General features: G+C 61.0%; 21 protein-coding genes and 1 tRNA gene. 12 read left to right on the top strand and 10 right to left on the bottom strand.

The window, feature by feature from the left end; translation table 11 throughout:
• Positions 1-78: 78 nt before the first annotated feature.
• The 5 genes from urtA (at position 79) to urtE (ending at position 6,165) form a co-directional block, all read left to right on the top strand.
• A complete protein-coding gene (gene urtA, locus CRO18_RS00755) occupies positions 79-1,371 on the top strand; it encodes an urea ABC transporter substrate-binding protein (protein WP_076484201.1) in 1,293 nt (430 codons plus the stop codon).
• Between the two features lie 62 nt (positions 1,372-1,433).
• The gene (urtB, locus tag CRO18_RS00750; RefSeq protein WP_097080717.1) at positions 1,434-3,416 is read left to right on the top strand and encodes an urea ABC transporter permease subunit UrtB; all 1,983 of its coding nucleotides are present in this window, start codon (positions 1,434-1,436) and stop codon (positions 3,414-3,416) included.
• A gap of 88 nt (positions 3,417-3,504) precedes the next feature.
• Positions 3,505-4,731 (top strand): urea ABC transporter permease subunit UrtC, encoded by a 1,227-nt coding sequence (urtC, locus tag CRO18_RS00745; RefSeq protein WP_097080716.1) that lies wholly within the window; start codon positions 3,505-3,507, stop codon positions 4,729-4,731.
• Entirely contained in the window at positions 4,728-5,468 is a 741-nt protein-coding gene (gene urtD / locus CRO18_RS00740) for an urea ABC transporter ATP-binding protein UrtD (protein ID WP_097080715.1), read from the top strand. Before urtC ends, urtD begins: the two co-directional genes overlap by 4 nt.
• A 1-nt stretch (position 5,469) precedes the next feature.
• Positions 5,470-6,165, top strand: a complete 696-nt coding sequence (urtE, locus tag CRO18_RS00735; RefSeq protein WP_097080714.1) for an urea ABC transporter ATP-binding subunit UrtE — start codon at positions 5,470-5,472, stop codon at positions 6,163-6,165.
• Positions 6,166-6,190: 25 nt separating this feature from the next.
• Here urtE and CRO18_RS00730 read toward each other — a convergent pair whose 3' ends face one another.
• The 4 genes from CRO18_RS00730 to CRO18_RS00715 form a co-directional block, all read right to left on the bottom strand.
• On the bottom strand, positions 6,191-7,405 hold the full coding sequence (locus tag CRO18_RS00730) for a UbiH/UbiF family hydroxylase (protein WP_097080713.1): 1,215 nt from the start codon (positions 7,403-7,405) through the stop codon (positions 6,191-6,193).
• Positions 7,406-7,490: 85 nt separating this feature from the next.
• Complete coding sequence (locus CRO18_RS00725; protein WP_076484195.1) at positions 7,491-7,673, bottom strand: hypothetical protein; 183 nt, start codon at positions 7,671-7,673, stop codon at positions 7,491-7,493.
• Between the two features lie 152 nt (positions 7,674-7,825).
• Positions 7,826-8,047, bottom strand: a complete 222-nt coding sequence (locus tag CRO18_RS00720) for a hypothetical protein (RefSeq protein ID WP_076484194.1) — start codon at positions 8,045-8,047, stop codon at positions 7,826-7,828.
• Between the two features lie 159 nt (positions 8,048-8,206).
• Positions 8,207-8,866 carry a pyrimidine 5'-nucleotidase gene (locus tag CRO18_RS00715; protein WP_097080712.1) on the bottom strand — a complete coding sequence of 220 codons (660 nt, stop codon included), beginning with the start codon at positions 8,864-8,866 and terminating at the stop codon, positions 8,207-8,209.
• Positions 8,867-9,023: 157 nt separating this feature from the next.
• On the opposite strand from CRO18_RS00715, the gene CRO18_RS00710 reads away from it, so the two are divergent.
• Positions 9,024-9,659, top strand: coding sequence for a GntR family transcriptional regulator (locus CRO18_RS00710; protein ID WP_076484192.1), 636 nt, complete (start codon positions 9,024-9,026; stop codon positions 9,657-9,659).
• An 18-nt stretch (positions 9,660-9,677) separates the two neighbouring features.
• On the opposite strand, the gene CRO18_RS00705 is transcribed toward CRO18_RS00710, so the two are convergent.
• Together CRO18_RS00705 and carA are read right to left on the bottom strand one after the other, a co-directional pair.
• The gene (locus tag CRO18_RS00705) at positions 9,678-11,756 is read right to left on the bottom strand and encodes a glycosyltransferase family 2 protein (protein ID WP_170952513.1); all 2,079 of its coding nucleotides are present in this window, start codon (positions 11,754-11,756) and stop codon (positions 9,678-9,680) included.
• A 193-nt stretch (positions 11,757-11,949) separates the two neighbouring features.
• Positions 11,950-13,116, bottom strand: a complete 1,167-nt coding sequence (carA, locus tag CRO18_RS00700) for a glutamine-hydrolyzing carbamoyl-phosphate synthase small subunit (protein ID WP_097080711.1) — start codon at positions 13,114-13,116, stop codon at positions 11,950-11,952.
• A 169-nt stretch (positions 13,117-13,285) separates the two neighbouring features.
• On the opposite strand from carA, the gene CRO18_RS00695 reads away from it, so the two are divergent.
• Positions 13,286-13,738 (top strand): GatB/YqeY domain-containing protein, encoded by a 453-nt coding sequence (locus CRO18_RS00695; RefSeq protein WP_076484190.1) that lies wholly within the window; start codon positions 13,286-13,288, stop codon positions 13,736-13,738.
• On the opposite strand, the gene CRO18_RS00690 is transcribed toward CRO18_RS00695, so the two are convergent.
• The 4 genes from CRO18_RS00690 to lipB all read right to left on the bottom strand — a co-directional run bounded on the left by CRO18_RS00690 (position 13,739) and on the right by lipB (position 16,310).
• Complete coding sequence (locus CRO18_RS00690) at positions 13,739-14,170, bottom strand: DUF6691 family protein (protein ID WP_097080710.1); 432 nt, start codon at positions 14,168-14,170, stop codon at positions 13,739-13,741. It abuts the gene before it with no gap.
• A complete protein-coding gene (locus CRO18_RS00685) occupies positions 14,170-14,610 on the bottom strand; it encodes a YeeE/YedE family protein (RefSeq protein ID WP_076484188.1) in 441 nt (146 codons plus the stop codon). Before CRO18_RS00685 ends, CRO18_RS00690 begins: the two co-directional genes overlap by 1 nt.
• 322 nt (positions 14,611-14,932) lie before the next feature.
• Positions 14,933-15,349, bottom strand: coding sequence for a cytochrome c family protein (locus CRO18_RS00680; RefSeq protein ID WP_076484186.1), 417 nt, complete (start codon positions 15,347-15,349; stop codon positions 14,933-14,935).
• A gap of 283 nt (positions 15,350-15,632) precedes the next feature.
• Entirely contained in the window at positions 15,633-16,310 is a 678-nt protein-coding gene (lipB, locus tag CRO18_RS00675) for a lipoyl(octanoyl) transferase LipB (RefSeq protein WP_097080709.1), read from the bottom strand.
• A gap of 139 nt (positions 16,311-16,449) precedes the next feature.
• Between lipB and CRO18_RS00670 the strand changes: the two genes are divergently transcribed.
• The 5 genes from CRO18_RS00670 to CRO18_RS00650 all read left to right on the top strand — a co-directional run bounded on the left by CRO18_RS00670 (position 16,450) and on the right by CRO18_RS00650 (position 24,795).
• Positions 16,450-18,276: a peptidoglycan-binding domain-containing protein gene (locus CRO18_RS00670; RefSeq protein WP_097080708.1), complete on the top strand. Its 1,827-nt coding sequence runs from the start codon at positions 16,450-16,452 to the stop codon at positions 18,274-18,276.
• A 184-nt stretch (positions 18,277-18,460) separates the two neighbouring features.
• Positions 18,461-18,547, top strand: a tRNA-Leu gene (locus CRO18_RS00665).
• Between the two features lie 248 nt (positions 18,548-18,795).
• Positions 18,796-22,410, top strand: a complete 3,615-nt coding sequence (locus CRO18_RS00660; RefSeq protein ID WP_097080707.1) for a Hint domain-containing protein — start codon at positions 18,796-18,798, stop codon at positions 22,408-22,410.
• A 93-nt stretch (positions 22,411-22,503) separates the two neighbouring features.
• Complete coding sequence (locus CRO18_RS00655; RefSeq protein ID WP_076484182.1) at positions 22,504-23,607, top strand: ABC transporter ATP-binding protein; 1,104 nt, start codon at positions 22,504-22,506, stop codon at positions 23,605-23,607.
• A gap of 117 nt (positions 23,608-23,724) precedes the next feature.
• Complete coding sequence (locus tag CRO18_RS00650) at positions 23,725-24,795, top strand: ABC transporter substrate-binding protein (protein ID WP_076484181.1); 1,071 nt, start codon at positions 23,725-23,727, stop codon at positions 24,793-24,795.
• Positions 24,796-24,825 lie beyond the last annotated feature (30 nt).

Genomic DNA, 24,825 nt, shown 5'->3' with positions numbered 1-24,825 from the left:
GCGGGTGTGACCCGACACGAAAATCAACACGAACAATGAACGGGGCGTCGCTGCCTTTTGGCGCCCACGGAGGACCGTATGACAGGGATTGGCAAACTGCTTTCGGGGGCCGCGCTCGGCCTTGCGCTCACCGCTGGCATGGCCGCGGCCGAAGGCGACACGATCAAAGTGGGCGTTCTGCACTCGCTCTCGGGCACGATGGCGATTTCGGAAACCACGCTGAAGGACACGGTCCTGATGCTGATCGACGAGCAAAACGCCAAGGGAGGCTTGATGGGCAAGCAACTCGAAGCGGTTGTCGTGGACCCGGCCTCCGACTGGCCGCTCTTTGCGGAAAAAGCGCGTGAGCTGATCACCGTTGATGATGTGGACGTGATCTTTGGCTGCTGGACCTCGGTCAGCCGGAAATCGGTTCTGCCGGTGCTCGAAGAACTGAACGGCTTGCTGTTCTACCCGGTGCAATATGAGGGCGAAGAAAGCTCCAAAAACGTGTTCTACACCGGCGCCGCGCCGAACCAGCAAGCGATCCCGGCGGTGGACTACTTCCTTGACGAGCTTGGCGTTGAGAAATTCGCGCTGCTCGGCACCGACTATGTCTACCCGCGCACCACGAACAACATCCTCGAAGCCTATCTGCAGCAAAAAGGCATCGCGGCGGAGGACATCTTCGTCAACTATACCCCCTTTGGCCACAGCGACTGGTCGAAGATCGTCGCCGACGTGAAAGCGCTTGGTGCGGATGGCAAAAAGGTCGGCGTGATCTCGACGATCAACGGCGATGCCAACATCGGCTTCTATAAAGAACTCGCGGCTTCGGGCATCACCGCCGAAGATATCCCGGTTGTGGCCTTCTCGGTTGGCGAAGAAGAGCTTTCCGGCCTTGGCGAGGGCGATCTGAAAAACCTCGTCGGTCAGCTGGCTGCGTGGAACTACTTTGAAAGCGCCGAAAGCGAAGCGAACACCGAATTCGTCGCCGCGTGGAAGGCGAAAATGGGCGAGGACCGCGTGACGAACGACCCGATGGAAGCCACCTATATCGGCTTCAACATGTGGGTGAATGCGGTGGAGCAAGCCGGTTCGACCGAGACCGACGCCGTGGCCGCTGCGATGATCGGGCAAGAGTTCCCGAACCTCACCGGCTCGACCGCGACCATGCTGCCGAACCACCACCTGACCAAGCCGGTGCTGATCGGCGAGATCTTGGAAGATGGTCAGTTCGACATCATCAGCGAAACCGACCCGGTGCCGGGCGATGCTTGGACCGATTTCCTGCCGGAATCGGCGGTGTTGAAATCGGATTGGCAAACGCTTGGCTGCGGGATGTACAATACCGAGACCGAGACCTGCGTGCAGATCAAATCCAACTACTGATCTGATTTCAAACGCTCATCGAAGGGGGCTTTTCGGCCCCCTTCCCCAACCCCGGATCTCCCATGCGACGCTTGCTTCTGGCGCTGGCCGCCAGCTTTGCCCTTGCGATGCCCGTGCATGCGCAAGAGGCCCCGCCCCAGTCGCCCGTCACGGCTGAAGCGCCCCTTACTGGGCTTGCTGCGGTGATTGCCGAAAACGCGAAATCCATCGCCAAACCCTCGCGCAAAACCATTGGTCCGATCATCGCGGCCATTGGCGCGGCGGGGCCCGGTGCGCCCGAATTCCTTGAGGCCTGGGCCGACAAGCGGTTGGGGGAGCGAAAAACCGACAACGGCATTTTCCTTGTGGAGCGTAAGGGCAGTGTCTACCTGCTTAGCGACCCGGTGACGGGCGCGCTCATGGGGGAAGCGCCGCGCAAAGAGATTTCTGAGATCAAACCGAATGCCGGGGTGCGCGGCCTTATTGCCGCTGCGCTGATCGAATTCCAACTTTCGGATGCAAATATTGCCAAACGCCGTGCCGCGCTGGTGGCGCTTTCGCGCGATGGCGGCGCCGAGCATCTTGCGCCGCTGGCGGCCTCTATCCCGACTGAACCGGATGCAGAGATTAAGGCCGAGAAGGAACGCCTTCTGGGGCTGTTGACCATTCGCTATGGCGAAAGCTCGGCGGACCGTGTTGCCGCGATTGAAAGCTTTGGGGCTGATCTGGGGCTTGATTTCCGTGCAAGCCTGAACCCGCTTCTCGCAACCACTCGGCGCGCTTTTGAGGGCGCGCCGGAGGGTAACGTGGCGCAAGAGCTTCGCCCCGGAAAGCCCGGTTTCACCGCCGAAGAAGCCTATGATCTCTTGGTGGCCGAAAACCGCGCCCCCGCACGCCTGACCCGCGCCGATTTGCGCGCCGCTTTGGAAGCGCATATCGAAAATGGTGCCGTTGCGGGCATTCCGCTCGCCGAGCTAGACACCCCCGCGCGCCGCGATGAAGCTTATGATGCGCTGGAAGCCGCAGGTCTGGTGCCTGCTGCCGCGACGGATGCAGAGGTTGCTGAAACCGTTGCCGCGCACCGCTACGCCGAGATTTATGCCGAACCCGATGCTGCGGTGACCACCGCGGCCGCGGCGGCGCTGAAATCGGTGTCCTTCAAGGTGGAGGCGATGCAGGGCGCGGACCTCGCGCTCGACGCGCTCTCGCTTGCCTCGATCTACTTCCTTGCGGCGATTGGCTTGGCTGTCACCTTTGGGGTGATGCGGGTCATCAACATGGCGCATGGTGAATTCATCACCATGGGCGCTTACACCGGCTATGTGGTGCAGCTTTATATCTCGGATTACACGCTCTCGATATTGGTTGCGTTGCCCTTGGCCTTTGCGGTGACCTTTGCGGCAGGTGTGGCGATGGAGCGGCTGGTGATCCGCCATCTGGTCCGCCGCCCGCTGGAAACGCTGCTTGCCACCTTCGGGATCTCGATCGCGCTGCAGCAGCTTTTCAAAAACATCTTCGGCACGCAGGCGCGCCCACTGACCGCCCCCGAATGGCTCGATGGGGCTTGGGTGCTCAATGACATCGTGGGGATCAGCTATATCCGCATTGCGATCTTTGTGCTGGCGCTGATCTTCCTGGGCCTCTTCTTGTTCGTGATGAGCCGCACAAGGCTTGGGCTCGAGGTGCGCGCGGTGACGCAAAACCCCTCAATGGCGGCCTCAATGGGGATCAACCCCGACAAGATCAACATGCTTACCTTTGGCTTGGGCTCGGGCATTGCCGGTATTGCGGGCGTCGCGATTGGGCTTTTTGCCAAGGTCACCTCAGAACTTGGGGCCGATTACATCGTGCAAAGCTTCATGACGGTAGTTGTGGGCGGTGTTGGCAACATCTGGGGCACGCTCGCCGGGGCCTCGCTGGTGGGCGGGCTGCAAAAGGGGATCGAGGCGCTCAACCCTTCCAACACGCTTGCCGCGCAGACTTATATGATCTTGTTCATCATCATCTTCATCCAGTTCCGGCCGCGCGGGATTATCGCGCTCAAAGGCCGCGCGGCGGGGGATTGATCATGCAACGCACACCCGCCCTTTCATCTTGCTGCACATATCTCGGGGGAACCGGGGGGCTGGCCTCCCGGTCGGTGGAGGCCCGCGCATGACCCAAGGTTTTCTTTCCAAGAACCCTTCGGTTCTGATTTTTCTCTCGGCCTTGGCGATCTTCACGCTGGTGATCACCTTCCTGTCGAACGCCTATGGGGCAGAGTTGATCTCCACCTCGATGGTGAAGACGCTGGGTAAAACGCTTTGCCTGTGCCTGATCGCCATCGCGATGGACCTTGTCTGGGGTTATATGGGGATCCTGTCGCTTGGCCATTTCGTCTTTTTCGGGCTTGGCGGCTACATGGTTGGGATGTGGCTCATGTATGCCCGCACGCGCGATATTGTGCTGCAATCCAGCGCTGGCCTGCCGCTCACCCCGCAAGAACTTTCTGATGCCATCGCCAGCCAGATCTTTGGCGTCGTGGGCACGTCTGAGTTGCCCGCGATTTGGGCCTTTGCGGGATCGCTGCCCTTCCAACTTACACTGGTACTGATTGTGCCGGGGCTGTTGGCCTTGGTTTTTGGCTGGCTTGCGTTTCGCTCGCGGGTGACGGGGGTTTACCTCTCCATCCTCACCCAAGCGATGACGCTCGCGCTTGCGCTTTACCTCTTCCAAAACGACTCTGGTCTGCGCGGGAACAACGGCCTTTCGGGGCTGCAAAACATCCCCGGGCTGGCTTGGGCGGGGCAAGACCGGCTGTCGGTCTGGTTCCTCTGGGCCTCCGCTCTGGCGCTGGGGCTTGGCTATTTGGCAGCTGCTTTCACCGTGTCTGGCAAATTCGGTTCGGTGATGCGCGCGATCCGCGATGACGAGGCGCGCGTGCGCTTTTTGGGCTACCCGGTCGAGGGCTATAAGCTTTTCGTCTTCACCCTCACCGCGCTGATCGCCGCCATTGCGGGCGCGCTTTATTACCCGCAAGCGGGCATCATCAACCCGGCTGAAATTGCGCCCATCGCCTCCATTTACCTCGCCGTTTGGGTCGCGATTGGGGGCCGGGGGCGGCTTTGGGGCGCGGTGCTTGGCGCGGCCTTTGTGTCGCTCGTTTCCACATGGTTCACCGGAGGGCGTGCGCCTGACCTCAACCTTGGCTTTTACACGGTCAAATGGGTTGATTGGTGGCAGGTGCTGTTGGGGCTGAGCTTCGTGTTGGTCACGCTGTTTGCGCCCAAGGGGCTTTCGGGTCTGGTTGATCTGTTCGACGGTTTGCGCCCGCCGCAACGGCGCGGCGCCCCGCTTGGGCCCGATGATGGCGCGCTGCAAGAACGGGAGGCACAGGAATGAGCGGTCTTCTGGAAGTTTCCGGCATCTCAGTCACCTTTGACGGGTTCCGCGCGATCAACAACCTCAGCTTTTCCATCGGTGCGGCGGAGTTGCGCGCGGTGATCGGGCCGAATGGCGCCGGCAAGACGACCTTCATGGATATTGTGACCGGCAAAACCCGACCGGACGAGGGCAGGGTGCTGTGGGGCGAACGCTCGATCGACCTTCTGAAACTCGACGAGGCGCAAATCGCCCGCGAAGGCATTGGCCGCAAATTCCAGCGCCCCACGGTCTTTGAAGATCAGACCGTGGCGGAAAACCTGATGATGGCGCTGAAGGCGCATCGCAGCCCGTGGCGGGTTTTGTTCTGGAAACCCGCCGGTGCCGATCATGCGCGGGTCGAAGAACTCGCCGTGCAGGTAGGTTTGGGCGAGGCGCTGGCCCGCAAATCGGGTGAGCTTTCGCATGGGCAAAAGCAATGGCTCGAAATCGGGATGCTCTTGGCGCAAGAACCGCGCCTTTTGCTGGTGGATGAACCCGCCGCGGGCATGACTTTGGCGGAGCGCGAGCAGACCACAAGCCTGCTGGTCGATCTGGCCAAAACCCATGCTGTGGTGGTGGTCGAGCATGATATGGACTTTGTCCGGCGGCTCAATTGCAAGGTGACGGTGCTGCACGAAGGGTCTGTGCTGGCCGAAGGCTCGCTTGACCATGTCACCGCGAACCAACAAGTGATCGAAGTGTATTTGGGGCGATAAGATGCTGAAAACCGAAGGGCTTACGCTTCATTACGGCGGCTCGCAGATCCTTTATGGCATTGATCTGGAGGCCCGGGCGGGCGAGGTGACCTGCATTATGGGCACCAACGGCGTGGGCAAAACCTCGCTTCTCAAGGCGATTGCCGGGGCGCATCCACGCTCGGGCGGGTCGGTCACGCTCGATGGGCAGGCGGTGGGCAAGGTGCCACCGCAAGCGATGGCGCGGCGTGGCCTTGGTTATGTGCCGCAAGGCCGGATGATCTTCCCGCTGTTGACGGTGCGCGAGAATATGGAAACGGCCTTTGCGGTGCTGCCGCGCTCGGAACGGTTTATCCCGGATGAGATTTATGAGCTGTTCCCGATCCTCAAAGAGTTCCTCAATCGGCGCGGGGGCGATTTGTCAGGCGGGCAGCAACAGCAATTGGCGATTGCGCGCGCGATGCTGATGAAGCCGAAACTGCTGCTTCTTGATGAGCCGACCGAGGGTATTCAGCCCAATATCATCCAGCAAATTGGCCGTGTGATCAAATATTTGCGCGATACCAAAGGCATGGCGATTGTGCTGGTGGAGCAATATTTCGATTTCGCCCATGATCTGGGGGATCGGTTCTACGTGCTCAAACGCGGTGCGGTGGCGATGGAAGGCACGAAAGAAAGCCTAAGCCGTGAGGCCCTGCGGGAAGTGGTGAGCGTGTAAGGGGGCGCTGCCCCCTGTCACCCTGTCAGCGCACGCCGAGCCCCGCTTTCATAAGCGTCTTGCGCACGGGTTTGAGCGCGTAAAGCGCGCCCAAGGCCCCGGCGCGCAAATCGCGCAGCGGGCGCGGTTCGAGCATTGAGGCGCGGTTCAAGAGGTCAATCCCCACCTCGCGCGCCTTGACCTCGGGCCAGCGGCGACGATGGTAGGCGCTCAGCATCGCTTCTTCGCCCAGATGGCCGGGGTCTTTTTCGGCGAGATCAAGCAGGCACCGCAGATCAGCCAAGCTCATGTTCAGCCCCTGCGCGCCAATGGGCGGGATCACATGTGCGGCTTCGGCAATCAGCGCCACGCGCTGGGCCGAGAAGCGGCAGGCGATTTGCGTGATCATCGGCCAAAGCGCGCGGCGCGTGACGAGTGTGAGCGGCCCCAAAACGCCCGTCGAGCGTTCGGTCATTGCCGCTTCAAATTCTGCGGCAGGCAGTTCTGCCAGTCGCTCCGCCTCGGGCCCGCGCTCCATCCAGACAATGGCGGAAGAGGGCACGCCATCGCGGTCAGGCAGCGGTACCAGCGTGAACGGGCCGCCTGAGCGGTGCACCTCGGTTGAAACGTTTTCATGCGGGTGCTCATGGGTGACCGCGCAAACCAGCGCCTTTTGCCCGTAGCGCGTTGTTTTGACGGAAATCCCTGCCGCTTCACGGATGAAGGAATTGCGCCCATCCGCGCCAATCACCAGCTTGGCCGTGACTCGCGTGCCATCCGAAAAGCTGACTTCCGCACCGCTGTCACGGGTGACAAGCCCGGTGGTCGCCACGCCGGGGCGGAAATCGACAAGCGGCAATTCGGCGAGCCGGGCGACCATTTCGCGCCGCAACAGCCAGTTCGGGAAGTTCCAGCCAAAGGGCTCGTCAGATAGATCCGCCGCGTCAAAATCCCGGGTGAGCCGTGCGACAGGCGTTTCGCCGCCCGCATCAATGATCCGCATCACTTGCAAGGGCGCCGCATGCGGGGCGAGCCGCGCCCAAAGCCCGGCGCGTTCTAAAATCACGCGTGAGGGGTGCAAAAAGGCGGTGGTGCGCATATCCGCCCCGGCCGCGCCTTCTTCGGTGACAGGGGGTGCGGGATCAACGCAGATCGTCGTGAAGCCAGCCGCCCCAAAGGCGGCGGCGGCCACAAGGCCCGCGACACCGCCGCCGGAAATTACAATATCAGTCTGTTGCCGCGGCGCAGTGGCATCGGTCATGGCGGTCTCCCTTGATGTCCCGCCATAAGATGGCCCGAGGTGGACCTGAATTCAATCTGTCCGCATGAAAGAAGCGCGTGTCGCGTCAGGAAATGGACATCAACACCATCAGAGCCAGCATCAAGAAGGTCAGGATCACGAACCAGACGGTCATCAAGAAGACCCCGCCCATCATGAAGCCCGCCACCGCGCCGCCGATGATGATCAGCGCCACCAAATACATCACAAAGGCGCCGCCTTTGCCCGAAGTCGCTTGTGCCGTGCTCATAGTGATCCTTTCCCCCGCAATGCGGGTATTTATGCATGATCAATATATGAATAATTGAATCTTGATTTGGATTCGGGCCATGTCGCAAATGGTCGCAGAAAATGAAAAGGCCCGGGCAAGCCCGGGCCGTTTGCGAAACTGTCAAAAGGCGCTCAGCCGCCCGCGGTCATCACCACGAGAAGGGCGAGCATGAACCAGGTCGCGCCAACGCCGAACAGGATCAGACCGCCAAGGCCCATCGTGACGACGAGGGTTGCGATGATCCCGATCACGACGGCTGCAATGATGTACATCGCGAAAGTGTAGTCTTTTTTCTCGTCGTGGCCGTGCGAGGCAGCCGACATCATGCCGGTGTCGGCGGTGGTCATGGTCATGGCAAGTCTCCCTTCGCCGTCTCCCTGACGGCGGTATGCGTTTGCATACGCGAAAAGGGAGATTCGCGTCAAGTTGCCGCGGAGGCCGTGGTTAGAATTATTTTAATCTGCACGGCATTGTGTTCGCTTGAACGGGCTGAAAAGCGACGCGCAAGCTGCTTAGCGGTGCCGCTGCGCGCGCAAGGCTTTCAAAAATTTTGGCAAATCGGCAGTGTGATGCTCGATATGCGGCGCGGGGGCCGGGCTCGGCGCAACATGGACCGTACGCATGCCGAGCCCGTGCGGCACAGCAAGGTTGCGCGGATCATCTTCAAACATCGCTGCACGGTCAGGAACCACACCCGCCTTCGCAAAGACAGCGGCGAAGGCCTCAGGCTGCGGTTTGGGGTGATAATCGGCATGTTCAACGCCAAAGATCCCATCAAACAGGCCTGCCAGCCCGCGGGCTTTGAGCACCTGCTCGGCATAGGGAGCTGAGCCATTGGTGAAGACGATCTTGTGGCCGGGCAGCGCGGCGATGGCGGCGCGCAAATCCGGGTCGGGTTCTAGCACGCCAAAGTCAATGTCATGCACTTCATCAAGATAGGGGCCGGGTTCCAGCCCATGTTCATGCATCAAACCGGCGAGCGTGGTGCCGTAAAGTTGCCAGTAATGGTCGCGCAGGTGGTTCGCCTCTTCATGCGGCACCTCAAGCGTGCGGGCCACAAAATCGGTCATCCGCCGTTCGATTTGGTCAAACAGCCGCGCCGAGGGCGGGTAGAGCGTGTTGTCGAGGTCGAACACCCAGTGCGCGACATGGGAAAAAGCATCTGCAAGCATGGCGCGAAGCTAATTGCGCAAGCGATGCGACGCAATGGGCAGAATTTGCGACTGTGGCGGGTTGTCACGGGGCGGCGCAACGCCTAAGTTGTCGGCGCCTCGACTTTCCGCATACTGCGGCATACAATGGGGCCAGCAGCGAAAGGCCAAAGATCCAATGCAGAAGGATGCTTACACGCTCATTCTCGAAGCGATCGACGCGGGGCTCTATCGGCCCGGCGACCGGCTTGTTGAATCTGAACTGGCCGAGCGCTTTGGCGTGTCCCGTACCCCGGTGCGTGAGGCAATGCAACGGCTGGAAACGCAGGCGATGCTGGCGCGCGATGGCCGCTCGTTGATTGTGGCCTCGCTTGATCATAATCAGTTGGCTGAGCTTTACGTGGTGCGCGCTGAGCTTGAGGCCTTGGCCGCGCGCTTGGCGGCCAAACACGCTGCGCCGGAAGAAATTCGCGTGCTGCAAGAAATGATCGATATGGATCGTGGGCAGCTCAATGACCCGGTGGCGCTGGCGCGGGCGAACAAACGCTTCCACCGGCAACTGCATCTTGCCTCGCACAACCGCTATCTGGTGCAGCAATTGGACCTTGTGCATCGTTCCATGGCGCTTTTGGCCACCACCTCGCTGGCCGCCGAGGGGCGCGGGACGCGTGCGCTTGATGAGCATCAAGCGATTGTCGATGCGATTGGCGCAGGCGATGAAGATGCCGCCGCCATGGCGTTGCGAGCGCATATCTCGCAAGCGTTTGAAACGCGGCTCAAGCTGGATGCAGAAAGCCGCGGCGAGCACCCCTAAGCCGTAGTCCCTTAAGCCTTAGTCAATGAGCGGGGCACGCGCGACGCGCACCGGTTCGGTTGGCGTGTTGAGTGTGGCGACTTCTGCCACAAGGGTCGAGCGAAGTCCCGGAGCTGACATGTGGCGCAGCCCGTCAAACAGGCCATGGGCCGTCTTGTCCCAGTAAAAGGGCCGGGTGATCACCTCATAAAGCGCTTTCCATGCCGCGATGGCACCAAGTGCGAAATAAAACTGGAGCGTGGGAACCCATTTTACCAATGGGCGGTGCGTCCCCCCACGCACCGCCCAAGCGCCCACCCCGATATTGATCAACTCCGTCATGACGAAGGCGAAGAGCAAGAGCGTCTCAAGCTCCGGTGAGAGGAGCGCCGCGACCGGGTGCCAAATGCCAAACAGAATTGCCCAGCAACTCCACAACAGCGGCGCCAACAGATATTGCGAGAGTGATCCAAGAATAAGGATTTGCAGGCCGATGAAGCGCTTTGTCCCTAGGTCGCACCAAAGCTGGCGCGGATTGCGCATATGCACGGCCCAAGTCATCGCATAGCCCTTAAGCCAGCGGGAGCGTTGCTTGACCCAAGGCAGGGGGCGGCAATTCGCTTCTTCATGGGTGACGGTGGGGATCAACTCCGTGCGGTAGCCGTGGCGCGCGAGCCTGATGCCTAGATCGGCGTCTTCGGTGACGTTATGCGCATCCCATCCTCCCAGCTTTTCCAACGCCTCACGGCGAAAGAAAAGCGTGGTGCCGCCCAAGGGGACAACAAGGCCAAGCCGCGCCAACCCCGGCAGAAACACCCGAAACCATGCCGCATATTCAATGGTGAAACAGCGCGCGAGCCAGTTCGTTTGCGGGTTGTAATAGTCCAACTGGCCTTGCAGGCAGGCCACGTCTGGACCGGTCTCCGCAAAGTGGCGCGCCACGATATGCAGTTGATTGGGCTCGGGCATATCCTCAGCGTCATAAACGCCGACCACGCTGCCGCGGCAAAAGTTCTGCGCGTAGTTGAGCGCGCGTGGCTTGGTGCGGATCGGCCCGTTGGGCACAGTCACAATCCGTATCCAACGTGGCAGTCGCACATCGCGTAGCGCCTCGGCGGTGGTCTTGTCGCTTTCCTCGACCACCAGCACGATATCAAGCAATTCGCGCGGATAGTGCAGCCGCGCAAGTCTTGCAATCAGCCGGGGCGCGATATCGCGTTCCTGAAATAGCGGCACCATGATCGAGATCATCGGCAGCCGATGCGGCGGGCGTGTTATTTGCGGGGCTGATGACCTGCGGGTAGCAAGCCAATGCGCTAGAAACGCCGCGAGTTTTAGGCCGGTAGTCGCAAAGAGCGTCATGATCGCCCAAAGGAACAAAAGCCCGAAGACGCCGATGGGCATCACCATCAGCCCTAGTGCGAGTGCGACAAGCGCCCCAAGGGCCAGCCTTGCGGCGCGTGCTTCGTTATGGGCGCGGCAGCTTTGCGTCGGTTCCACCTTGGTTTCCGCGCGTCGGATCAGGGCGGTTTGCCGCCTTGCCAAAAGCGCTTTGTGCACATCGGCCTCGGGCGCGAGCACCATTCGAAATGGGCCAAGCCGGTGGGGCAATCGCGCGCGCAGGGCGGTGAAATCTTCGGGCCGCGCAGTTGCAATCAGCGTCACGCCGCCGATCTCGCACCACGGCACCATCCGCTCGCGGAGGCACAGTTCCGGGCCGACGATGTCGATCAGGCGCGGGTCGGGCGGTTGCGCGAATAGGTCTATGACGGAGGTGCGCCATTGTCGTGAGAGCGCCGCCATGAGCGCGGCTTCCTCTACCCAGCCGTGGCTCAGCAAAATATCCCCCAACCGGACATCTTGCCGTGCACGCATCGCGATGGCCTTGAGCAGATCCCCCGGTGCGACGGCGCCCATTTCCAGCAAGATCTGCCCAAGTGGAGCGCGGTCTGCCGTGGGGCGGGGCGGCGGGGGCTTTTGTGTGTCGCCCTTTGCGGGTAAGCTCGAAAGCTGATCGGGCGTATCTGCGGCGCTGCGCGCAGTTTCGAGTTTTTCACGCACAGCTGCCCGACGCGCCGTTGAGCCAAAATCGACAGGTATGATCGCCCGCTCGGCCATCTTGTCCCTTTCGCTGCTACGCGGTTAACCATTCCTTAGGGATACCAAGCCTTTGGTTAAGGCTTCGTTAATTCGAAAGGGTAGCGCGCTATTCTTTGGGGTGTGGCGGGATGTGCGATTGCGGCGAACGACGGACCTAAAATGCAAAAGACCGGCGCAGGGCCGGTCTTTCGGGTTTGTGCTGGGGCGTAGTTTAGGCGCTGCGGCGTGCGGCCATCGCAGCGGCAAAGCGCTCGAACAGGTAGTAGCTGTCTTGCGGGCCAGGGCTCGCCTCGGGGTGGTATTGCACCGAAAAGACCGGACGATCTTCCAGCGCGATGCCGCAGTTCGAGCCATCGAACAGGCTCACATGCGTTTCCGCCACGCCTTTGGGCAGGGTTTGCGCATCGACCGCGAAACCGTGGTTCATCGAGGTGATTTCCACTTTGCCGGTGGTGATGTCTTTCACCGGGTGGTTCGCGCCGTGGTGGCCGTGGTTCATTTTGATGGTCTTTGCACCAAGCGCGAGCGCCAGCATTTGGTGGCCAAGGCAAATCCCAAAGACCGGAAGCTCGGTTTCCAGCACGCCCTTGATCATCGGCACGGCATATTCGCCCGTCGCCGCCGGGTCGCCCGGACCGTTCGAAAGGAACACGCCCTCGGGGTTATGGGCCAGCACCTCTTCGGCGGTGGCGGTGGCGGGCAGGACCGTCACATCGCAACCGGCTGAGGCAAGGCAGCGCAGGATGTTGCGCTTTGCGCCGTAGTCAATCGCCACGACTTTGAAACCGGGTTCGCTGCGGGTCTTGTAGCCCTCCGGCCAAGCCCAACGCATTTCGTTCCAGCTGTAGCTTTGCGCGCAGGTGACTTCCTTCGCGAGGTCGAGGCCCACAAGGCCTTTCCAGTCGCGGGCCTTTTTCACCAACGCTTCAATGTCAAAGACGCCATCAGGGTTATGGGCAATCGCCACATGCGGCGCGCCTTGCTGGCGGATCGCGCGGGTCAGGCGACGGGTATCTACCGCGCCCACACCAATGCGGCCGCGTTTTTCAAGCCAGCCAACAAGATGTTCGGCTGCGCGCCAGTTCGACGGTTCAGTCGGGTCCCATTTGACCACCAGACCTGCCGCCACTGGCTCGTTGGTTTCATCATCTTCCGGGGTGACGCCGACATTGCCGACATGGGGGAAGGTGAAAGTCACGACTTGGCCCGCATAGCTCGGGTCGGTCATGATCTCTTGGTAGCCCGTCATCGCGGTGTTGAAGACCAATTCGGCCACCGTTTCGCCGGTCGCGCCGAAGCCCTGACCGTAAAACAACTGCCCATCAGCGGTTGCGATCAGCGCGGTGGGTTTTTCCGACGGCTGGTGGCTAGTGGGCATGGCGCGACTCCCGGGCAAAAATCCGGCCGAACCTACGGGCAGTCGGTGAGGGCGTCAAGGCTTTTGGGAAAATGATGAAATTCAATGAAATCAATAATTTGCCGCAGTTGTGCCGCGCAAAGCTTCAAGCTAGAGTGTCGGCTGGATCAATCAAGGGTGGATCACAAGTATGCGCGAGAAGCTGGCATCGGCGCTCAAAGAGGCGATGAAGGCCAAGGAGGCGGCGCGGCTGTCGACCTTGCGTTTGATCAACGCAGCCATCAAAGACCGCGAAATTGCGCTGCGCTCTGAGGGCGAGGGCGCGACGGTCGGCGATGCCGAGATCATGGCGATTCTGAGCAAGATGGTGAAGCAACGCCAAGAATCAGCACGCGCCTATGAAGAGGGCGGGCGTCTGGAATTGGCCGAGAAGGAACTCGCCGAGATTGCTGTGATCGAGGAATTCCTTCCGCGCCAACTCACCCCAGAAGAGGTTGAAGCGGCGATTGCTGCGGCGATCGAGAAGCTGGGCGCCACCTCGATTCGCGACATGGGGCGGGTGATGGGCGAACTGAAAGCGGCCCATACCGGTCAGATGGATTTCGGTTCCGTGGGGCCGAAGGTGAAAGAGCGCCTGAGCTGATTAGGCGGCCACGGCGCGCGGGCGGCGCGCGCCGATCAGGTTCCAAAGTGCCATGCCCGCGACCATCGCGGCACTAAAGGCAAAGCCCGACACACCAGACCATCCGAGCGCGGCGAGCGCGGGGCCGGGGCAAAGGCCCGCAAGCGCCCAACCAAAGCCAAAAAGCGCCGAGCCGCCAACCAGTTTCGTATCAATCTGTGTTTCGGGAGCAGCAGGTAGGGGCGCGCCGGTGAAGCTGCGTTTGCGCCGCGCGGCGATGCGCCATGCAACCAGCATCGGGATCAGAGCGCCGGTGAGAACGAAAGCGAGCGTCGGGTCCCAAGCGCCCGCAACATCAAACCAGCCTTGCACGCGGGCCGGTTCGGTCATTCCCGAAAGCCAAAGGCCCAGCCCAAACAGCGCGCCAGAGGCCGTCCAAATCAAGCGGGTCATCACAGCACTCCGAAAACATGATGGGCGAGGTGGAAGGTGACAAAGCCCACCGCGAGCGAGACAAGCGTTGCCACGATGGAGCGGCGCGAGAACCGCGTCATACCAACAACGCCGTGGCCCGAGGTGCAGCCATTCGCCATCCGCGTGCCAAGGCCAACGGCAAGCCCCGCCACGACCAAGAGCGGCAAGGGCGCGAGCGTCTCAAACTGTGGCACGCCCCAGATCAGCGCGGCGAGCCCCGGCACCAGCACCAGCGCGGCAACAAAGGCGGCGTGATCGCGCCAGTCGGCGCCAGTGGTGGTGCGCGTGGCAAACCGCCCCAAAATGCCCGAGGCACCAAGGATGCGACCGTTGCCCAAAAGCAAAAGCGCTGCGGCAGAGCCGATCATCAGCCCGCCAGCAAGGCCAAGCAGATGGGTTTGGGTGAAAAGAGGCGGCATGAGGGGGCTCCGTATTCGTCCCCCTTTAAATCGCAGTTGCTGCGGGCAGGAACAAGCCGATCCGGGAAATAAGAAGGCTGTCGGGGCAGGGCCGCAGCCGGGGCGAACAGCGCAGGGCTTAGGCGTTGCAAGCGGCGAAGATGCGTCTGCGCACAAAGAAGAAACCGGGAAAGCGTTCCGCCTGTTTTATGCGGATATCGGCATTTGTATTCTTGGGAAGGCGTTGCGCGCAGCAATCTGGCCCCCATTTGGCGCCCGCCGTGCAGCCATAAAAGAAGCCCGGTCGATGCACGACCGGGCCCCGTCATTTCTGTAGCGTCGATTACTCGGCGACGACAGACGCCAGATAGGCGACGATGTCTTCTTGTTTCTTCGACTGCTTGTGGGTCATGCCCGACTTGGCTTTTTTGTCGTCCAGTTTCTCTTTGAGGAACTTGGTCGGGTCGGTCATGTAGGTGGCGATTTCTTCTTCGGTCCAGACGAAGCCGCTTTCGCCCAGAGCAACGATCGAGTCTTTGTATTTGAAATCCGGGTAGGTGCCGGCTTGACGGCCGATCACGCCATAAAGGTTCGGGCCGATTTTGCCGCCTTTGACGATATCAGTGCCATCGGGCGCAGTGATCGAGTGGCAGGTTTTGCACTTGGTGAATTCTTTTTCACCGGCGGCAACATCGCCCTCGGCGAGCGCGGGCGTGGCCAGAGCGAGCGCGGCGAGGGTGGCATAGAGGCTGATCTTCATCGCTGGTTCCTTGGTCTGTTTGCTTGCCCGGAGCGCCCGGGATCGTAAGGCAGTCTTTGTGCCCGGTTTCCCCCTTACCACAGGGCATAAGGTCGCGCATCTCACATTATTACATTTCCATGTGTATGCACAAAACTTCGTTACCTTAGGGGTGCCGAGACACATACTTCCTTTCGCCCCAGAGTCGGGGCGCGTCCTATCTGTTCAAATTGCGTCACGAAGGTCAACGCCTCTGTCGTCGCGCTGTCATGCAACCGTCGTGCCGGGTGGTTTAACTGTGCTTTCAGGCAGATGGGGGCGCGGCGGCGCATTCGGTTTTGAAGGCTGTTTCAAAGGTGGCCTGCAGCGCCACATCCAGATCATCCATCGTCACAGGGAGCCCAAGATCCACGAGCGAGGTCACGCCATGTTCGCGGATGCCGCAGGGCACGATGCCGGAAAAATGGCTCAGATCCGGCTCGACATTGATCGAGATGCCATGAAAGCTGACCCAGCGGCGCAGCTTCACCCCAATCGCGGCAATCTTGTCTTCTTGCGGGCTGCCATCGGCTTGCAGGCCCTTTTCAGGGCGCTTGACCCAAACACCCACGCGGCCATCGCGAATTTCGCCGCTCACGTTGAACTCGGCCAGAGCCGCAATCACCCAAGCTTCGAGCGCACGCACGAAACAGCGCACATCGCGGCCGCGTTTGTTGAGGTCAAGCATCACATAGATGATGCGCTGTCCCGGCCCGTGATAGGTATATTGCCCACCGCGCCCGGCCTCATAGACCGGGAACCGATCCGGATCGACCAAATCCTCGCGCTTGGCCGAGGTGCCTGCTGTGTAAAGCGGCGGATGTTCCAAAAGCCAGATCGCTTCATCTGCCTCACCTGCCGCAATGGCGGCGACGCGGGCCTCCATAAAGGCTAAAGCCTCAGCATAGCCCACGGGCGTATCGGATTTTATCCATTCGGGCATGGCCGCCTCCTGTCCTTTTGGGTGTTAAGCACACAAAAATCTTGCCACAAGCCCGATTCGGGCGAACACTCACAAAGGTTTTATCAGCTGCGGTGCCATGGGGCCGCACAGGGGCTAGGCCCCGGAATTGGAGGAAAGCATGAAATCGCGTCATCTTCTCACGAGCATCGTGGCCTTGAGTGTTGGGTTGACCGGGGCACCGGTTCTCGCGGGCGGGGGCGATGTGGTCGGTGGCCTGATCGGCGGGATGATCGGGGCGGCCATCGTCAATGAAGCGAACCGCTCGCACACGACGCGCCGCACCACGACACGCCGCTCCACCATGTCTTCCGCGCAGCGCGAACAAAACCGCGAAGTGCAAAACTCGCTCAACTATTTTGGCTATCCGGTCGGCACCGCCGATGGTGTGCTGGGCAGCAAATCGCGGTCTGCGATTTCGCAATATCAGGTGCTTCTGGGCTATCCGGCCACCGGGCAATTGACCGAGATGGAACGCAACATCCTTGTGACCGCCTATAACCGCGCCCAACTGGGCGGGCCGCAGGTGCAAAACATCATCGCGCGCAGCCCCCAAGGTGTGCGCGGTATGCTGCTTGCCCAGCGTGACGAGATGATGGGCGGCGGTGCCAACACCGGCTATGCGGGCTATTCGGGCGGCACCATCGGGGGGCTTCCGCCGGAAGTCTCGGAAGCAGTGTTTGAGATTGCGCGCAACACCAATGTCGAACCCGATCAACTGCTGCAACGTGCGGGCTTCGTGCAACTGGCCGATATGAACGCCGATGGGCGCACCGATTATATGATCGACACTTCGGTCACCGGCTCGGGCTTCTGGTGCAACGGTCCGGCCTGCACGGTGCGGGTCTTTGCCTCGACGCCGCAGGGCTATCAGCGCAACGACTTCCAAGTTGCCGGGGCGACGCCCGCCTCCTTCACCTGCCGTCATGGTCTGTGTGAGGTGAAGGGCGGTGGCACGATGGCGGCGAACCCGGCCTTGCCGATGCCGAGCCCGGGGGCTGCGCTTCCCAACACCATGATGGCCGCGCAGCCGACCGCGCCGGCGGCTCCGCCAATGCCGAGCTTCGCGGCAGCGACCACCCCTGCGCCCGCTCCGGTGATGCCGAACTTTGGCTCGGCCATGGCACCGCCGAAGGTGACGCTGGTCAGCTATTGCTCTGGTGTGAAGGCAAAATCGGGCGCCAATGGCCGCCCGCAGACGGTTGCCGCGATGTCTGATCCGGCGCTTGCGCTGGGCGAGCAGTTCTGCGCCGTTTCTGCCGCGGCCAAGGCCGATGGCGAGGTGCTGGCGGGCCAGATCCAAGGCTTCACGCCCGAGCAGATCGCCGATCAATGCCGTGGCTTCAGCGCGGCGCTGAAAGATCAGGTCGCCAAGCTCGGCACCACGCCGCGTGATGATGTGGTCTCGTCGATCCAAAGCTGGATCGGGCAATCGGGCATGGCGGAAGATCAGCTGATCTCGACATCGAAGGTTTGCCTGTCGATGGGCTATGGCTTGGACGAACCCGAGATGGCGATTGCTTCGGCGCTGGTGCTGACCGGTGCGGGCCAGATGGTCTATGCCGAAATGCTTGGCCACCACCTGACTTCGGGCGTGGGCATGGCTGCGCATCCCGATCTGGCGCTTGAATGGTATGAGCTTGGCGCCAACGCGCTTTCGGTCGGCCAAACCCCGGTCTTCCTGCCCGAGCAAGGCGACCGTGCGAGCCTGATCAAGAAAGCCTCGATGGCGTTGAATGGCCGCGCGAGCGCGATTCCGGTGCTGCCGATCCCGGTGACCGCGGCGCCGAGCGTTGCGCCCACCGCGCCGGCGATTCCGGCCTCTGCTCCGAGCGGCACGATTTCGACCAAATCGGCCTCGGGCGGGATCGCGGGTCTGGCAAGCTTCGCGGCGGGCGCGGCCAACTTCGTGGCCGAAGGCAGCTCGAAACTGCCCGCGCAGCCCTGATAGAGGGCTTTGAAGGACGTGCGAGGGGCGCTTCGGCGCCCCTTTGCTTTTGGCGCCAGGCTTTTGGGGCGGGCGCAACTTTCCCGCCGTTGAAAATTTTTTCGCCAGAATTGTTCAAAGCGGCAAAATGGGGCTTTTCATTCCTGACGGGCTCGGCTAAATGCCCCTCACCAAGCCAGAACGTGCGGTTGTGGCGGAATTGGTAGACGCGCAGCGTTGAGGTCGCTGTGGGGTAACTCCCGTGAAAGTTCGAGTCTTTTCAACCGCACCACTGGCCGGATGGCCATAGGCCCGGAGCGCAAGCCCCGGGCCTTGTCTTTTCGCCCGGCCCGCTGCGCCTGTGCGCCGTTTCCGCCAAAAGCACGGGCACTGTTTCCTTTTCTGGCCTTTGGCTGACCTTTCGTGACCAGATCGTTTCTGAATTGCCTTGGATTCGTCCTTAAATGGCAAACCCCGGCCTGTGGAAATTAACCCGGCCTTTACCGTCTCATCCGATCCTTCCCATGGGTGACTCCGCGCATGCGGCGCGATGGACTTGGGGCAGGCGACTTGGCGACCTACACGATACAGGGCTTTTATGGGGCGCAGATCCTGATCGAGGGAGGCGGTTCTAGCCTCACGACCGGGTCGAATTTCATGATTGACCCGACGTGGGATTATGACACGTCTCGCCGTACTTTTGTCATCGAGGATGAAGGTACCAATCTTGAGGGGGACAATCTCAACAACGAGGTTGGCAACGACTCCACCCAAAATGCCACGGTCTATGATGCGACCGGCACACAGCTTTTTTCCGGCCAAGTCTATGCCGAGTGGGCCGCGGAGTTTACCGCTCCCGATGGCTCCACCATCACCATGTATGTGCTGGAGATCAACGGCACGGTCGTGGGGGAGATTACTTCGGCCCCGCTGGTGCCGGGCGTTACTTACCATGTGACGGCGACGCCTGACGTAACCGATGGTCCTACCTATACCTCGCTCGCCTCGATGAGCTTTGACCCAGATGCCGCGAACAACATCCAAGGCGGAGATTACAACGACTCGATCCTTGCGGGCGCGGGGAACGATACGATCAATACCGGCGCGGGCTCCGATACGATCGACGGCGGCTCGGGCAATGATAGCATCGAATATGGCACCGGCGGCGATGAGGTCCACGGCGGGGATGGCAATGACTACATCGACGATTATGCGGGCTCGACCGGTTATGTCTGGAACGACACGATCTATGGCGATGCGGGCAATGACACGATCTATTCCGGGCATGGCAATGATTATGTCGATGGCGGCGCCGACAACGATACGATTTTTGGCGAAGACGGCAATGACACGCTTCTTGGTGGCACCGGCAATGACTGGATCGAGGGGGGCGGGGGCGCCGACAGCATCGACGGCGGCGCGGGCGCAGATGTCATTATTGCGGGCGACGCGAACGATACGGTCCGTGGGGGCGATGGCGCCGACAGTATGGCCGGGGATTACGGCGATGACGTGCTTTATGGCGATGCCGATGCTGACCGGTTCTATTTCGAGGCGAACTGGGGCCATGACACCGTTTACGGGGGCAACACCACCACGGCGGGCGGGTCGGATTACGATACGCTCGATTTCAGCTACTTCAGCGGCGTGGCGGGCGTCTCGGTCATCTATTCCGGGTCGGAAGACGGCAACGTCACCCAAGGCTCAAACACGATCACCTTCTATGACATCGAGGGAATCTACGGCTCCAGCCTCGGGGATACGATCAATGCCTCGGCAGATAGCTCGGGGCTAACGCTTGATGGTGCGGCGGGCAATGACAGTATCATCGGCGGTTCTAGCCATGATCTCATTCTGGGCGGCACTGGCGACGACACGATCTATTCGGGGCTCGGCAATGACACCGTCTATGGTGGCGACGGCAACGATTACATTGATGACCTAAGCGGCGTGCGCGCCGAGACCTATGCAAACTATGTCGATGCAGGCACCGGCAATGACACCGTCTTTACAGGCGGCGGCTCCGACACGATTTACGGCGGTGCCGGCGACGACCAGTTGCATGCCGAGGCCGGTGACGACCTTGTTTATGGCGATGCTGGCAATGACACGATCGACGGCGGCGACGGCAATGACACGATCTACGGCGGCGATGGCGACGACTCTGTCTGGGCCAATACGGGCGATGACTATGTTGATGGCGGCGCGGGCAATGACACGCTGCATGGCGCGGCAGGCGATGACACGCTGACCGGCGGCACCGGGCTGAATGAGCTTCATGGCGACGACGATGCCGACACCTTCCTGCTCAACTTCGGGGATGGTGCCACCTCGATTTACGGCGGTGAGGGCGGCACCGATAGCGACACGATCATTCTGTCGGGGGCGGGTGCGACGGTCACGTGGACCGGATGGGAAACCGGCACGATCACCTATGACGGCGATCCGACCGTCCATTACTTCTGGGAGATCGAAAAGGTCGTCGGCACCGATCTTGCCGATAGTTTCGATGCCAGCAGCGCCTTGGACGGTGTCGATGTCGATGCCGGGGGCGGCAGCGACGTCATCATCGGTTCCGATTTCGGTGACTCCATTTCCACTGGTTCCGGCGCCGATACCGTTACCGGTGGCGACGGCAATGACACGATCCTGACCGTCAGCGGCAATGATGTGGTTGATGGCGGAGCGGGGGATGACTCGATCCATGGCGGCACCGGCAACACCACGCTCTCAGGCGGCGATGGGAATGACACGCTTGTCGCGGGCTCTGGGTCAAACGACATGTCGGGCGGGGTAGGCGATGACCTTCTGATCGGTTCGACGACGACGGGTGCCGATACGCTGGATGGCGGCGATGGCAATGACACGATTCAGGCAGGGCAGGGGGCGAACTCGATCCTTGGCGGATCGGGGGATGACAGCATCTCGACTGGGGACGGCAATGACACGGTGGATGGCGGCAGCGGTGCTGACACCATCGTTGCCGGGGCCGGGGCCAACGAAATTTCGGGCGGGGATGGCAATGACAGCATCACCGGCGGCAGCGATGCTGAGACGCTGTCGGGCGATGCGGGCAATGACACGATTTCTGGCGGCACCGGCAATGACCTGATCTGGGGCGGGGCCGATGGCGATGCGCTTTATGGTGATGATGGCGATGACACGCTGATCGGCGGCACGGGGTCAGACACGCTCACCGGCGGGACGGGGGCGGATACCTACGTCTTCTCCGATGGCGACGGGGCCGATTTCATCGCCGATTTCGACATGAGCGTGGTGGGGGGGCTCACCACTGACCAGCTTGATGTCAGCGCGCTGCAAGACCTTAGCGCCAACCCGGTGAACACCTGGGACGTGACGGTCGGTGATGACGGTTCGGGCAATGCGGTGCTGGGCTTCCCAGATGGCACCACGGTCACGCTTTTGGGGGTCTCTCCGGCAAGTGTGTCCTCGGCGCCGGTGTTGCATGCGATGGGCATTCCTTGTCTCGTTGCGGGCACGCGGGTTGCGACGCCGGGAGGAATGGTGCCTGTGGAGCTTTTGAAGCCGGGTGATCTCGTCAATACGCGCGCCGGTCCGCCTATGCCTGTGCTTTGGGCGGGAAAACGGCATGTTTGCCCAAAAACAATGCAAAACAACCCGAAGTTGCTGCCTGTTGAGATTTCAGCCGGGCGGTTGGGCAATGCCCGACCGGTCCGGCTTTCGGCGTTGCATGGGGTTTATGTGCCCGAAGGGCCCGATGGGGCGCTCGCCCGTGCGGGTCATATGGCGGCGTGCGGATGGGGCGGGGCGCGGCAAATGCGCGGGGTGGTGCGGCATGACGAGGGGGTGAGCTATCACCACCTGCTCTTGCCGCATCATGCGCTGATCTCTGCGGAAGGGCTTTGGGTGGAGAGCTTCTGGCCGGGCAAACAGGGGCTCAAAGGGCTTGACCAAGCCGCAAGGATGCGACTGATTCGCGCATTGCCACGGCTCGCACGGGTCGTTTGGGCGGGGGAACCTGTCGAAAAGGTCTATTCCGCGCCTGCAGCAAGGTTTTTAAAACGCCGTCAAATTGATCGTTTGGTCTGCGCGAACTGGTCGCGCATTACCTGCAAGATGGCGCATTTTGACGGTTTTGTAACCGAACCGGTCGCGTCTGCCCGCGCTTTGTGATCTGTCGGAAATGACTGTTGAATTATTCAAAAGTGGCTGTTTTAGTTGCCGCCACGGGAGCAAACGAACCACAAAAATCACGGGGAGCCCGCATTGACTGCTGCACCGACCGACGAAGGTTTCGTCGTATTTGACCATGTCCAGAAGAGCTACGACGGCGAAACGCTGGTCGTGAAAGACCTGAACCTGTCAATCGCCAAGGGTGAATTCCTGACGATGCTTGGCCCCTCGGGGTCTGGCAAGACAACCTGCCTGATGATGCTGGCTGGGTTTGAAACGGCGACGCACGGGCGCATCTTGCTCGATGGAACCAATATCAACGAAATGCCGCCCCATAAGCGTGGCATTGGCATGGTGTTCCAAAACTATGCCCTTTTCCCGCATATGACGGTTGCCGAAAACCTTGCCTTCCCGCTGGAAGTGCGTGGCATGGGCAAGTCTGAGCGCGAAGTCAAAGTGATGCGCGCGCTGGACATGGTGCAGATGGGGGCTTTTGCCAACCGTCGCCCGGCCCAGCTTTCGGGCGGCCAGCAACAGCGGATCGCACTCGCCCGCGCGCTGGTGTTCGACCCGAGCCTCGTGCTGATGGACGAACCGCTCGGCGCGCTGGATAAACAGCTGCGCGAACATATGCAGTTCGAGATCAAGCACCTGCATGAAACGCTTGGGATTACTGTGGTTTACGTGACTCACGACCAAGGCGAGGCGCTGACGATGTCGGACCGCGTCGCGGTGTTCAACGATGGCCGTATCCAGCAGCTTGCGCCGCCGGATGAGCTTTATGAACGCCCCAAAAACAGCTTCGTCGCGCAATTCATCGGTGAAAACAACAAGCTCCCCGGCACCGTTGAAGAACTGACCGACGAAACCTGTCTTGTGCGTCTGGAGACGGGCGAACTGATCGACGCCACGCCGGTGAACATTCGTCACAAAGGGCAAAAAACGCTCGTGTCGATCCGTCCCGAGCGTGTCGAGTTCAAGCCCGAGATGATGCCCGAAGGCGCGCATATGATTAACGCCGAAGTGCTCGAAGTGATCTATATGGGCGACATCTTCCGCACCCGGATGAAGGTTGCAGGCAGCGAAGAATTCGTGATGAAATCGCGTAACACGCTTGGGCAAACCAAATTGCGCCCCGGCGAAAAACTGCAAATCGGTTGGCACCCGGCCGATGCGCGCGCACTCGATCCGATGTAAGAATAGAAGATAGGGACAGAGAAACCATCCATGCGATGCGGCGGCCCCGCCGCATCGGCTGCAAAGCGGGGAAACATCCGCAGGCGGCCACCAACTAATCAACAAGGGAGTAACACAATGAAAAAAGTTCTGATCCTGAGCACGGCGCTTGTCGCTATGGGAGCTGCCGCGCAAGCGCAGGAGCTCAACGTCGTGTCCTGGGGCGGTGCTTACACGGTCAGCCAGGTTGAGGCTTATCACAAGCCCTTCACCGAAATGACCGGCATCAAGATCAACTCGATCGACGCTGACAACCCGGCTTCGCCGCTCAAAGCGCAAGCTGAAGCGGGCAACGTTTCGATCGACCTCGCCGACGTGGAACTGTCGGATGCGATCAAGATGTGTGACGAAGGCCTGCTGGCCGAAATCGACCCGGCGATCTTGCCGCCGGCGCCCGATGGCACCCCCGCGACCGAAGACTTCGTTCCGGGCGCCATTCAAGATTGCGCCGTTGCGAACATCGTCTGGGCCACGGTTATCGCCTATGACAAAACCAAGTTCGACACCGCGCCGACCACGATTGCCGATTTCTTCGATACCGAGAAATATCCGGGCAAACGCGGCCTGCTGAAAGCGGCCAAACGCACGATGGAACTGGCGCTTTACGCTGATGGCGTGGCCCCGGAAGACATCTATGACGTGCTCGGCACCGATGAAGGTGTGGCCCGTGCGCTTGCCAAACTCGACACCATCAAAGACGACGTTGTCTGGTGGGAAGCCGGTGCGCAACCGCCGCAACTGCTGGCCGATGGCGAAGTCGTCATGACCAATGGCTACAACGGTCGTTTCTTCGCGGCGGAAGTTGCCGAAGGCAAACCGTTCGGCACCATCTGGGATGGCTCCTACATGGACTATGACCTGTGGGTGATCCCGAAAGATGCGCCGCACATGGAAGATGCGATGAAGTTCCTCGCCTTCTCGACCGACACCCAGCGTCTGGCCGATCAAGCGAAATACATCTCCTACGGTCCGGCGCGTAAATCGTCGAACGCTCTTGTTGGTCTCTATCAAGACGGCAAGACCGAAATGGCGCCTTACATGCCGACCAACCCGGCGAACATGACCTCGCCGATCTGGACCGACCCGACCTTCTGGGCCGACCACGACACCGAGCTGAACGAGAAGTTCAACGCTTGGCTCGCCAGCTAATCCGCTGAAGCTATCCGGGCGGGGGTTTCC

Origin of the sequence: Rhodobacter sp. JA431, assembly GCF_900217725.1 — a bacterium.
GTDB lineage: Bacteria > Pseudomonadota > Alphaproteobacteria > Rhodobacterales > Rhodobacteraceae > Rhodobacter > Rhodobacter aestuarii.
This window is presented reverse-complemented; position numbering and strand designations above follow the sequence as displayed.